Genomic DNA, 11,840 nt, shown 5'->3' on the forward strand with positions numbered 1-11,840 from the left:
CGGGTTGAGCCGGATGGCGGCAGGGCGCCATGAATCTATCGGTGAATCTACCGGCCCGCGCCCTCGTCCAGGGCGGTGACGATCGCGTCGGGGCCACCCTCTCCCCGACCCCGGCCCGTCGGCGCCCCCACGCGGGCGAGCCCGAGCCCGTCCAGATAGTCGCGGACATGGACGAGACGGCCGTCGCGCACCCGCAGCACCAGCAGCCCAGCGAGGCGGAACGGACGGCCCCCGGCCTCCAGCGTCCCGGCCACCGTGTGCTCGGCGGTCAGCACCTGTGGGTCCGTGCTCCGGTGCACCACGACGTCGCGGATCTCCGTCACCCGGGCCCCGCCGCCGTCCCACAGTGCGCGGTGGCCCGCACGGATCTCCTCCCGCCCGGTGAAGCGGCCCGGCAGCCCCGGAACGGCGAACGGGAACTCGTGCACCCCGTCGACGGCGTACAGGCCGGCCAGCGCGTCGGCGTCCGACTCCAGCATCGCCCGGTGGTAGCGGACGAGGAGCTCGTGCGGGTCCGGCGGGTGCGCCCGGCCCTGGATGAGATCCCATCGGTTGCCGTACGGATCCCGGAAGACGGCGACCGTTCCGTACGGCTCCTTGCGGGGGACCTCCTCGAAGTGGACGCCTGCCGCGGTGAGACGGGCGTGCTCGGCGGCGAAGTCCAGGGTCCGCAGGAAGAACCCCACCCGTCCGCCTGTCTGGTCCCCGACCCGGCCCCGCTGGGCCGGGTTCGCGGCGCGGGCCAGCAGCAGGCCGGTACCGCCCGGCGCGGGCGGCTCCACCACGACCCACCGCTTGTGCGCGTCGAGACGGGTGTCCTCGCGTACGGCGAAGCCGAGGACGTCGACGTAGAACGCCAGGGCGTCGTCGTACTCCTCCACCAGGAGCGTGACCAGGTCGATCCGGTTCATTCCGGGTGTCCTTTCCGAACGTTTCTCCCTGGGGAGGGGCTCCCCGTCCGGCCCGGCGGGCACGGGGAGCCCCTTGGCGCGGCAGGTGCGGCGGATCAGCCGATGACGTCGCGTATCCAGTCGCGGTGCTCCGCGACGCTGGGGTAGATGTCGGGCGTGGTGCCGCAGTCCCCCACGGCCCGACTGGTGAGACCGGACAGCTGCCAGCGGCCGTTCACCTTCGTCAGTGCGGGAGCCCCCGAGTCGCCGCCGCAGGTACCGGCGTTGCCGTCCGGGTTGCCGGTGCAGAAGTCTCCCTCCCGGATGCCCCAGGCGTCCCCGTCCGCCTCGCCGGAGGCGCACTCGGGGGTGTCGGGAGCCAGCACCGGCAGCTCGACCTCGCGGTGCATGACGGGCAGCTGCGAGGGGTCGTTGCCCGTCGCCTTGGTGTAGCCCCACCCCGTCGCCTTGACGGTCTCACCGGCGGCTGGAGTGCGGGACGCCAGCGGCGCGGGCTTCTTGGAGACCGTGGAGGACAGCTTGATGAGCGCCAGGTCGTGGGCGCTCCCCTCGTCCTCGTACGCCTGGTAGCCCGGATGGACGACGAACTCGTCGACCTGGGCCACCTCGCCGCCTCGGGTGCGGTCCAGTGAGCCGACCCGTACGTGGTACGGCTTCGGGTCGTTCACCCCGGCCGCGGTGGTGACGCAGTGCGCCGCCGTCAGCACCCAGTCGGCCGCGACGAGGGTGCCGCCGCAGTAGTGGCCGTCGGGGTCGTCGCCGCGCTGCTTTTGCAGGGAGACGATGAACGAGTAGTTCTCGGTGGACTCCTCACCGCCGATGATCTTCGTCTGGTGTCCCGAGTCCCCGGCCGTGCCCGACTGCGGAGCCGCGTACGCGACCGTGCCCGCCGCGGCGAGACCCAGGGAGAGGGCCGAGACGCACGCCGCGCGCGCGGCCCTTGTGGTGCTCCGTACCGTGCGGCGTGCGAGGTTGCTTCCGAGGTTGTCCTGGCTGGTCTTGATGAGCCTGTCCTTTCTCTTCCGTCCCCGGCGCCAGGGCAGGCGCCGGGGCCTTGCTCTGTCGGGCGGCGGCCGGCGACGCTCTCCTCAGCCACCCCGGCGCGGCCGGACGGCGCACCGGGCTCCGCTTCGATGCCTTGGCACCGATGAACTGAGCCGGGGTGGCCTGAGCCGGAGTGACCTGGGCTTGGATGACCTTCGCCTCGGTGGTCTGCGCTTCGGTGGCTGCGCTTCGTTCGGCGGAGCCCCGCCGACGCCCTCCGCTGCGGCATCGGCCACCTCACCAGATGACACACGTATCCCCCCCGTGACCTGCGACGCGCCCATCCCATCTTCTCAACTCCCTTGTGTCCACGGCTTTTCGGGGATACCGGGAGGGGCGCGAGACCGGGGCGACCGGGGCTACCGGGGAGACCGGCGAGACGGGGGAAGACAGGGAAGGAGACGTGGGCGGGCCCGCCGACCCGCGGGTGCGCTCGGGCAGCGGTCGGGATAAGGTGCGGCGACCGGCAACGGATGTTCGAGCGACGCGGTGACACAGGGAGGTGAGACGCATTTCCGCTCCGGCAGACAACGCGCTCTCGCCTCGCGGCGTGCGGCCCCGCACCAGGTAGCGGAGGCCGGCGCAGGCGACGGGAGCGTTCCAGCACTGGAAGGGCTTCCATGCACCACCCCACCCACTCCACCACCCCTGCCTCTCACTCCTCCCGCCCCTCTGACCCCTCCCGTCCCTTCTCTCCCGACGACCTGGTCGAACAGCTCCGCGCGGCGGGCTGCGTCTTCGCCGAGGACGAGGCCCGGCTGCTGTGCGAGACGGCGGGCGGACCGGCCCAGCTGTGGGAGATGACCGCCCGGCGCGTCGCCGGGCACCCCCTCGAACACGTACTGGGCTGGGCGCAGTTCGCGGGCCTGCGGATCGCCGTCGACCCCGGCGTCTTCGTGCCCCGCCGACGTACCGAGTTCCTGGTACGGTGCGCAGCCGCGTCGGCTCCGGCCGAGGGGACCTTGGTCCTCGTCGACCTGTGCTGCGGTACGGGCGCGGTCGGCGCTGCCCTGCTCGCCGCCCTGGGAGGGCGCGGCGAACTCCATGCGGCGGACCTCGACCCGGCCGCCGTACGGTGCGCCAGACGCAACCTCGCCGACAACGGCGGCCATGTCCACGAGGGCGATCTGTTCACGGCGCTGCCCGACCGGTTGCGGGGCCGGATCGACGTGCTGACGGCCAACGTGCCCTACGTCCCCACCGCGGACATACCGCTCCTTCCGCCCGAGGCACGCGAGCACGAGCCGCGGCCCGCGCTCGACGGCGGGCCCGACGGCCTGGCCCTGCTGCGCCGCGTCGCCGCCGAAGCGGCAGGCTGGCTCGCCCCCGGCGGCGTCCTGCTGACGGAGACCAGCTCCCACCAGGCCGAACCCGCCGCCGGCATCCTGTCGGCCGCGGGCTTCGCCGTCACCGTGACCACCGATCCCGAGCTGTGGGCCACCACCCTGACCGCCCGGCGCCCCTGAGGCGCGGGAAGCACGCGGGCCGCAGCGGCGTTGGGGCGAGCATGTTGATCGGTGAGCTGGCGCAGCGTACGGGTGCGAGCCGACGCTCGCTCCGTTACTACGAACAGCAGGGACTGCTCGTGTCCAGGCGGACGGCCAAAGGGTGGCGCGCGTACGACGAGAGCGCCGTCAACCGGGTCCGCAACGTCAGGGAACTGCTCGCGGCGGGCCTCGGTACCGAGGACATCGTCCAGGTGGCGCCCTGCCTGGACATGAAGACCGAGGAGTTCATGGCCTGCCAGGACAGCCCCGCGGAGACCCTGGCGATGTACGAGCGACGGCTGGCCGCGGTCGAGGAGAAGGCGGCCGAGCTGGACCGGTACCGCTCCCGGCTGGTCGCCCGCATCGCCCGGCTCCGTGCCGCCGATCCGGCCACCTCGCTGGACGAGGTCCTGCGCCGCGCGGAGGAGTCGGAGGCGGGCCGGGGCCGCTGAGCCCCGGCCCGCCCGCCGGCGGCGCCGCGCACTTGCAGGTGACACCGGTGTCACTACCTACCGTGCGCCGCATGAGTACCGCACACAGTTCCGCGAGCAGCCGGCTGCCCGGCTGGCTCTTCGTCCTCTTCCTCACCCTGCTGGCCACCGCCACCGACGAGTTCATCATCGCGGGCGTCCTGCCGCAGGTCGCCGACGATCTGAGTGTCAGCGTCCCGGCGGCGGGTCAGTTGGTGACCGTCTTCGCCGTCGTCTACGCGCTCGGCGCTCCGACGCTCGCCGTGGTGTGCGCCCGCCTTCCCCGCCGTACGGTGACGGCCGCCGGGCTGGCGCTCTTCGTCGTCGCGAACGTCGCGGCGGCCCTCGCGCCGGGCTACTGGTGGCTGATGGCGGCCCGGGTGGTCGCGGCGCTGTGCGCGGCGGTCGTCACCGCGGCGGCGTTCGCCACCGCCGCCGCCGGAGCGCCTCGGGGCGCACAGGGCCGCTACCTCGGTGTCGTCACCGCGGGGATGACCGCGGCCCTGTTCACCGGGGTGCCCGTCGGCTCCTGGCTCGGCGGCGCGTTCGGCTGGCGGGCCACCTTCTGGCTGATCGCCGCCGTCGGCGCCGTCGCCGCGCTGGGCGTGGCGGCCACCGCACCGGCCGTGCCGGGCGAGGAGCCGGCACCGCTGCGCCGCCGCCTCGCCCCACTGCGGGAGCCGGCCGTGCTGCGCATGGTGGCGGTGACGTTCCTGGCGGCGAGCGGTGGGCTGATGTTCTACACCTACTTGGGCGCCTACACGGCCGAGGTCGCCTCCGGCTCCTGGGGGCTGCTGTCCTTCCTGCTCTTCCTCGTCGGCGCGGCCGGGCTCGCCGGGGCGCTGCTGGCGGGCCGCGCCACGGACGCCTGGGGGCCGGACCGGGGACTGCGGCTGGTGCTCGGCGGGCACACGCTGACGCTGGCGGTGGCGACGGTGCTGGTCTTCAGCGGTGCGGGCGGCCCGGTGGTGCTGGCCGTCGTCGTCGGCTGCTGGGCGGTCTTCGCCTGGGGGCTCAACCCGCCGGTGCAGGCCGGTGTGCTGGCGGCGGCCGGGCCGGAGGCGGGGATGACGGCTCTGGCGCTGAACATCTCGGGCCTCTACCTGGGCACCGGTGTGGCCGGGGCGCTGGGCGGCGCCGTCATCGGCGCGGCCGGTGTCCGGTACGTGCCGGCGGTGGCGACGGCGCTGCTGCTGTGCTCGTTCGCCCTCGCCTCGCTGCCCGTCCGCGCCCGGGGCGGCCTCACCGGGCCGGCAACTGCCGCTGTGCCGAGTGCAGCACCGAAGTGACCGTCTCCGCGAAGCGTGCCCCGCACAGGTGTTCCTCACCGGTGCGGGCCGCCGTCAGCAGGGCGTCGACCGCGCGGGCGAAGGAGGCGGCGGGTGCCTCGTCGCGCAGCGGCAGCTCGGCGACGCCTTGGGCGCCCCGCACCTCCGCGGTGACCCCCGCGGCGGCGGGCGGCACCGAGTGGGTCAGCGTGCAGGTGCTGGAGGCCCCCGAGGTGTGCCGCAGCGCGAGGTGCACGGTGTCTCCGAAGCCGCCGGGCGCGGCCGTCACCTCCTCGACGGGGCCGAGCAGCGGCAGCAGTACCGACAGCGCGTGCGGACCCACATCCCACAGGGCGCCCTTCTCACGCCGCCAGGGGGAGGCGGTGTACGGGGAGTCGGCGCCGCCGAAGACGGGGGAGAGCCAGTCGGCGCGCCCGATCCGCCAGTCGTCGACCGCGGCCTGCTCGCGCAGCCAGTCGCCGGTCGAGACGCAGAAGTGCAGCGTGAAGAAGACCACGCAGCCGACCCCGGCCCGCTCGACCGCTTCGGCGACGCCACGGGCGGCGTCGGGCGTGGTGGCGACGGGCTTGTCGAGCAGCAGATGGCAGCCGGCGTCGGCCGCGCGGACGGCGAGCGGTGCCTGTACGTCAGGGGGGAGCGCGACGGCGACCGCGTCGCAGGCGGCGAGGAGCGTGTCGAGGTCGGCGTACGGCCGGGTTCCCAGCCGGGCGGCGAGCGCTCCGGTGGGTTCGGGGCGCCGCCCCCACACCCCGACCAGCTCCACCTCGTCGTGGGCGGCCAGCGCGGGTCCGTGAGTGCGCTCCGCCCAGGGCCCTGTCCCCAGCAGTCCGAACTTCATACCGAGCAGCGTACGAGGTCCCGCCCGGCCGTCCCGGAGCGCCCGGGGCACCCCGGGGCGGCGACGGCATGGCCCGGATTGCCCCATCGGTGCCGAATATCGCCGGGCAGGCGCCCTTGTTCGGTGCGTCCCGTAGCCAGCGGCGCGACCGGGGCGCAATCTTGGCGCCGGTCAGGTGCGAGCGAGGGAGACGGGCGATGGCTGAGCTGTTCATCGACGGGGAGTGGCGGCAAGCCACCGCCGGCGGGCGGCGGGACGTGATCAACCCGTTCGACGCCTCCGTGATCACCACGGTCGACGAGGCCGACGAGACCGATGTCGACCTGGCCGTACGCGCGGCCAAGCGGGCCTTCGAGCGGGCCGACTGGTCCTCGGCGCCCACCCGGCGCCGCGCCGACGTCCTCTACCGCGTGCACGAGCTCCTGCTCCGCGACCAGGAGGAGATCGCCCGCACCGAGACCCTCGACACCGGCAAGACGCTCACCGAGGCCCGCCTCGACATCGAGGACGTCGCGAACGCCTTCCGCTACTACGCCGAGCTGGCCGGCAAGGACGGCGGCCGGGTGGTCGACGTGGGCCCCGACGTGCTCAGCCGCGTCGTCTACAACCCGGTCGGCGTCTGCAGCCTGATCGCACCGTGGAACTATCCGCTGCTGCAGGCGTCCTGGAAGGTCGCCCCCGCGCTGGCCGCCGGCAACACGCTCGTGCTCAAGCCCAGCGAGACGACGCCGCTGTCCACCATCGCCATGATCCGTCTGATCGCGGAGGCCGGAGCGCCGCCCGGAGTCGCCAATCTGGTGCTCGGCTCCGGCGCGACCGTCGGCGCCGCCCTGACCACCCACCCCGAGGTGGACCTGGTCTCGTTCACCGGCGGACTGGCGACCGGGCGGAAGATCATGGAGAGCGTCGCGCCCGACGTCAAGAACCTCGCCCTGGAGCTGGGCGGCAAGAACCCCAATGTGGTCTTCGACGACGCGGACTTCGCCGCCGCCGTCGACTACGCGCTGGACGCCGCCTTCCTCCACTCCGGCCAGGTCTGCTCGGCCGGTTCGCGGCTGCTGGTGCAAGAGAGCATCCACGACGAGTTCGTGGCGGCGCTGGGCGCCCGGGCCAGCGGTATCCGGCTCGGCAACGGGCTGGAGCCGATGACCGAATCGGGGCCGCTCAGCTCGGCCGAACACCGCGCCAAGGTGGAGAGCTATCTGGAGATCGCCCGCGAGGAGGGCGCCCGGCTGGTCACCGGCGGGCGCCGCCCGGACGACCCCGAACTGGCCAACGGGTACTTCCTGCTGCCGACCGTCTACGCCGACTGCGACCGCTCGATGCGCATCGTCCAGGAGGAGATCTTCGGCCCGGTCGTCACCGTCGAGCGGTTCCGCACCGAGGACGAGGCCGTCGAGCTGGCCAACGACACCCGCTACGGGCTGGCCGGCGGAGTGTGGACGAGCGACGCGGGCCGCGCCCAGCGGGTCGCCAACCGGCTGCGGCACGGCACGATCTGGATCAACGACTTCCACCCGTACGTACCCCAGGCCGAGTGGGGCGGCTTCGGCCGCTCGGGCATCGGCCGCGAACTGGGGCCGACCGGGCTGCGCGAGTACCAGGAGGCCAAACACATCTACCAGAACCTCTCACCGGCCCCCTCCGGCTGGTTCAAGGGCTGAGGCACGAGACGGCAGGAGAGGAACACCGACCGGTATGAACGCGAACGACGCGAGCCGCTCCGGCGACGAGCACACCTACGACTACGTCATCGTCGGCGGGGGCACGGCCGGCTCCGTGCTGGCCGCCCGGCTGAGCGAGGACCCCGACTGCCGGGTGTGCGTCATCGAGGGCGGGCCCAGCGACGTGGGCGACGAACAGGTGCTGCGGCTGCGCAACTGGATCAACCTGCTGGAGTCGGAGTACGACTACGGCTACACCACCACCGAACAGCCCCGCGGCAACTCGCACATCGTCCACTCCCGGGCCAAGGTGCTGGGCGGCTGCTCCTCGCACAACACGCTCATCAGCTTCCTCCCCTTCCCCGAGGATTTGGACGAGTGGGTGGGGATGGGCTGCGCCGGCTGGGACCCGGTGACCGTCCTGCCGTACCGCAAGCGGCTGCGCAACAACATCGTTCCCGTCGGTGAGGCGGACCGCAACCCCATCGCCCGGGACTTCGTGACCGCCGCCGCCGACGCGCTGCACGTGCCCGTCATCGACGACTTCAACCGCCGCCCCTTCTCCGACGGCGTCGGCTTCTTCTCCCTCGCCTACGACCCGGAGACCAACAAACGCTCCTCGGCCTCCGTCGCCTACCTCCACCCGATCATGGACAAGCGGCCCAATCTGACGCTGAAACTGCGCACCTGGGCCTACCAGCTGGCATCCGACGGCGCCGGGCGGCTCACCCGCGTCCGGGTGCGGTACGCCGACGGCAGCACGGGCACGGTACGCGCCGAGCGCGAACTGCTGCTGTGCGCCGGGGCCGTGGACACCCCGCGACTGCTGCTGCTCTCCGGAATCGGCCCCGCCGACGAGCTGCGCGCCCTCGGCATCGAGGTGCGCGCCGACCTGCCCGGTGTGGGGGAGAACCTGCTCGACCACCCCGAGTCGGTGATCGTGTGGGAGACCCACGAGCCGCTGCCGCCCAACTCCGCGATGGACTCCGACGCCGGACTGTTCGTACGGCGCGACACCAGCCAGCCGCGGCCCGATGTGATGTGGCACTTCTACCAGGTGCCGTTCACCGTCAACACCGAGCGCCTGGGCTACCCCACACCCCCGCACGGGGTGTGCATGACCCCGAACGTGCCGCGTGCCCGCTCCAGCGGGCGGCTGTGGCTGCGCAGCTCCGACCCGGCCACCCATCCCGCCCTGGACTTCCGCTACTTCACCGACCCGGACGGCCACGACGAACAGACCATCGTCGACGGGCTGCGCCTGGCCCGCGAGGTGGCCAACGCCGCACCGCTGCGCGACTGGCTGAAGCAGGAGATCGCCCCGGGCCTGCGGGTGAGCACGGACGCCGAACTGTCGGAGTACGGCAGGCGCGTGGCGCACACCGTCTACCACCCGGCGGGCACCTGCCGGATGGGCGCCGCCGACGACCCGGCGGCTGTCGTCGACCCGCTGCTGCGGCTGCGCGGGCAGGAGGGGGTGCGGGTGGTCGACGCCTCCGTCTTCCCGACCATGCCCACCATCAACCCCATGGTGACCGTGCTGCTCGTCGCGGAGCGCGCCGCCGACCTGATCACCGGCCGACCGGGGCCGCAACCCGAGGGGGGCGAGCGCTGAGGCGGCGGCGACCGGCGGTGGCCTTACGCCGCTAACGGGGGCGGCACCCTGCGAAGTGCCGCAGGGCGCCGCCCCCGTCCGCTCGCACGGCATCCGTCAGCGGACCTGCTCCGAGGGCCGGTCGGTGCCCTGCTGCGGGCGCCCGTAGGGCCCCGCACCCCACGCCTCCAGTGGCGTGCTCCCGTCCGGCGAGGGCGAGGCGGTGACCGGTGCGCCGGCCTCACCGTGCTCCATCCGCGGCAGCCGGTGCAGCCAGCGCGGCAGATACCAGTTCCGCTCGCCCAGCAGCATCATCACCGCGGGCAGCAGCACCATCCGCACCACGGTGGCGTCCAGGAAGACGGCCACCGACAGGCCGACCCCCATCTGCTTCATGTCCTGCATCGACAGTGTCGCGAAGACCGCGAAGACGGCCACCATGATGAGCGCCGCACCGGTCACCGCCGAGGCGGTGGCCCGGATCCCGTCGCGGATCGCCTCCCGGGTGCTCATGCCCCGGTCCTTCGCCTCCCGGATCCGGGAGACCACGAAGACGTGGTAGTCCATCGACAGACCGAACAGGACGACCAGGACGAACAGCGGCATCCACGACTCGATCGCACCGACCGCCTCCGTCCCGAACAGCTCGGCGCCCCAGCCGTGCTGGAAGACCGCCGTCATCACCCCGTAGGCCGCACCCACCGAGAGCAGATTGAGAACGATCGAGGCCAGCGCGATGGGCACCGAGCGGAAGCAGACGAGCATCAGCAGGAAGGTGACGACGGTGATGAAGACGAACACCGGCACGATGCCGTCCTTCAGCTGGTCGTTGAAGTCCTTGGAGCCCGCGAGCTCCCCGGTGACGTAGACCTGCCCGTCGGCGGCGACCGGTGCCAGCTTCTCCGGTACCAGCGTGCCGCGCAGCGTGTCGAGCGCGGCGAGGGAGGTCTCGTCGGTGCCGTCGCCCGCCAGGGGGACGTCGACGACCGCCACGTTCTGCTTCGGATGCACGGCGGTCTCCACGCCCCGGCCGAAGTGGCCGGTGTCCTCGCGGACCGTCTTCTCGAAGTCCGTGAGCGCCGCGCGGACCCCGGCCGAGCGGATGTCGTCGGCCTTGAGGACGACGCGGGCCGGTGCCGGGCCGCCGGGGAAGGTCTCGCTGATCTTCTCGGCGCTGACCCGCAGTTCGGTGCCCTTGGGCATCTGCTTGTCGAGGGAGAGCTGTTCGGTCTTCATCCCGAGCGCGGGCGCGGCCAGCGCCAGCATCACCACAGCGGCCAGGACGGCGAACAGCCCCGGAGCCGCCAGCACCGGACGCAGCAGCGCTGCGGAGACCCGTCCCGCGGGCTTGCGCCGCCCCGCGGCACGTTCGCGCTTCCGGCCTCCCAGGAAGGGGACCTTGCCCTTGTCGACACGGTCGCCGAGCCAGGACAGCAGCGCGGGCAGGATGGTCACCGAGCCGAGCATCGCGATGAAGACGACCAGGATCGTGGCGACGGCGAAACCCTTGAACAGCAGCAGCCCCGACAGGAACATGCCCGCCATCGCCACCATCACCGTCACACCCGACACCAGCACGGCACGGCCGCTGGTGGCCGCGGCGATCCGCAGGGCCGTGTCCGCGTCCCGTCCGGCCGCCCGCTCGTCCCGCTCCCGCCGCAGATAGAACAGGCAGTAGTCGACGCCGACGGCGAGCCCCATCAGCAGCATCACGGAGTTGGTCGTCTGGTCGATGTGCAGCTGGCTGGAGACCAGCGCGAGGATGCCGTTCGCGGCGAGGAACGCGGTCAGCGCGAGCGCCACCGGCAGCAGTGCGGCCACCAGCGCGCCGAAGGCCACCAGCAGGATGCCCAGTGCCAGCGGAACGGCCGTCCACTCGGCCTTGGCGAAGTCCTCACCGAGGATCTTGTTCAGCCACTTCATGGCGCTGGCCTCGCCGTACTGGTGGATCTCCACGCCGTCGCCGCTGTGGGCCGCGCGGACCTCGCCGACCGCGTCGATGACCTCGTTGATGGGCTTCTCGTCGGTCGAGTCCGGATCACCCCGCATCTCGAAGCCGATGAGGCCCGCCTTGCCGTCCTTGGAGGGGAGGGGGTCACTGACGTTCTCGACCCGGCCGGTGTCCTCGACCGCCCGGACGACCTCCCTGGCGGTCGCCCGCCAGCCGTCCTTGTCGGCGCTGGAGACCATCACCGACTCGGCGGGCGGCTCGTCGATCCCCGCCTCCTCCAGGATGGCGGTCGCCCGCGCCGAGTCCCGTACGGACTGCTCGCTGTCGGTGGGTTCGGTCAGCCCCGTCATCCCGCCGAGCACCGCGGCGAGCACGACGAAGAGCAGCCAGCCGAAGACCGCCGTCTTACGGTGCCGGGTGCTCCAGCCGCCGAGCCGCGCGGCGAGCCCCTGGCGGGGCGGCCGGCCGGGCACCTCCCTTCCGCTGCGAGAGGTGGTGGGTGTCGAAGGTCTGCGCATCGGGCTCTCCCCGTTTCCGTGGCTCCGCCGGTGGCCTGTTCCAGCCGCTGGAGCTGCCTGTGCTGGGCAGTACC

Annotated in this window: 9 protein-coding genes and 1 pseudogene; 5 read left to right on the forward strand and 5 right to left on the reverse strand. The window is 72.9% G+C overall.

Features of this window, described 5'->3' with window-relative positions:
* Nucleotides 1-47: 47 nt before the first annotated feature.
* The 3 genes and pseudogenes from JW613_RS27400 to JW613_RS27410 all read right to left on the reverse strand — a co-directional run bounded on the left by JW613_RS27400 (nucleotide 48) and on the right by JW613_RS27410 (nucleotide 1,954).
* Entirely contained in the window at nucleotides 48-539 is a 492-nt protein-coding gene (locus tag JW613_RS27400; RefSeq protein ID WP_307866061.1) for a nuclear transport factor 2 family protein, read from the reverse strand.
* Nucleotides 534-911: pseudogene (locus tag JW613_RS27405) on the reverse strand (VOC family protein); the annotation flags it as partial. The pseudogene JW613_RS27405 and the gene JW613_RS27400, both read right to left, overlap by 6 nt.
* A gap of 95 nt (nucleotides 912-1,006) precedes the next feature.
* Nucleotides 1,007-1,954 (reverse strand): S1 family peptidase, encoded by a 948-nt coding sequence (locus tag JW613_RS27410; RefSeq protein ID WP_307866062.1) that lies wholly within the window; start codon nucleotides 1,952-1,954, stop codon nucleotides 1,007-1,009.
* Between the two features lie 621 nt (nucleotides 1,955-2,575).
* Here JW613_RS27410 and JW613_RS27415 point away from each other — a divergent pair.
* From JW613_RS27415 to JW613_RS27425, 3 genes are all read left to right on the forward strand, one after another.
* The gene (locus JW613_RS27415; RefSeq protein WP_209213558.1) at nucleotides 2,576-3,421 is read left to right on the forward strand and encodes a putative protein N(5)-glutamine methyltransferase; all 846 of its coding nucleotides are present in this window, start codon (nucleotides 2,576-2,578) and stop codon (nucleotides 3,419-3,421) included.
* A gap of 41 nt (nucleotides 3,422-3,462) precedes the next feature.
* On the forward strand, nucleotides 3,463-3,894 hold the full coding sequence (locus tag JW613_RS27420) for a MerR family transcriptional regulator (RefSeq protein WP_209213559.1): 432 nt from the start codon (nucleotides 3,463-3,465) through the stop codon (nucleotides 3,892-3,894).
* Nucleotides 3,895-3,965: 71 nt separating this feature from the next.
* Nucleotides 3,966-5,201 (forward strand): MFS transporter, encoded by a 1,236-nt coding sequence (locus tag JW613_RS27425; protein WP_209213560.1) that lies wholly within the window; start codon nucleotides 3,966-3,968, stop codon nucleotides 5,199-5,201.
* On the opposite strand, the gene JW613_RS27430 is transcribed toward JW613_RS27425, so the two are convergent.
* Nucleotides 5,155-6,039, reverse strand: a complete 885-nt coding sequence (locus JW613_RS27430; protein WP_209213561.1) for a Gfo/Idh/MocA family protein — start codon at nucleotides 6,037-6,039, stop codon at nucleotides 5,155-5,157. The genes JW613_RS27425 and JW613_RS27430 overlap by 47 nt on opposite strands.
* Nucleotides 6,040-6,236: 197 nt before the next feature.
* On the opposite strand from JW613_RS27430, the gene JW613_RS27435 reads away from it, so the two are divergent.
* Both JW613_RS27435 and JW613_RS27440 read left to right on the forward strand, forming a co-directional pair.
* A complete protein-coding gene (locus JW613_RS27435; RefSeq protein WP_209213562.1) occupies nucleotides 6,237-7,703 on the forward strand; it encodes an aldehyde dehydrogenase family protein in 1,467 nt (488 codons plus the stop codon).
* 34 nt (nucleotides 7,704-7,737) lie between these two features.
* Complete coding sequence (locus tag JW613_RS27440) at nucleotides 7,738-9,318, forward strand: GMC family oxidoreductase (RefSeq protein ID WP_209213563.1); 1,581 nt, start codon at nucleotides 7,738-7,740, stop codon at nucleotides 9,316-9,318.
* Nucleotides 9,319-9,414: 96 nt separating this feature from the next.
* On the opposite strand, the gene JW613_RS27445 is transcribed toward JW613_RS27440, so the two are convergent.
* The gene (locus tag JW613_RS27445) at nucleotides 9,415-11,766 is read right to left on the reverse strand and encodes an MMPL family transporter (RefSeq protein WP_209213564.1); all 2,352 of its coding nucleotides are present in this window, start codon (nucleotides 11,764-11,766) and stop codon (nucleotides 9,415-9,417) included.
* Nucleotides 11,767-11,840 lie beyond the last annotated feature (74 nt).

Origin of the sequence: Streptomyces smyrnaeus, from assembly GCF_017676345.1 — a bacterium.
GTDB classification, from domain to species: Bacteria; Actinomycetota; Actinomycetes; order Streptomycetales; family Streptomycetaceae; genus Streptomyces; species Streptomyces smyrnaeus.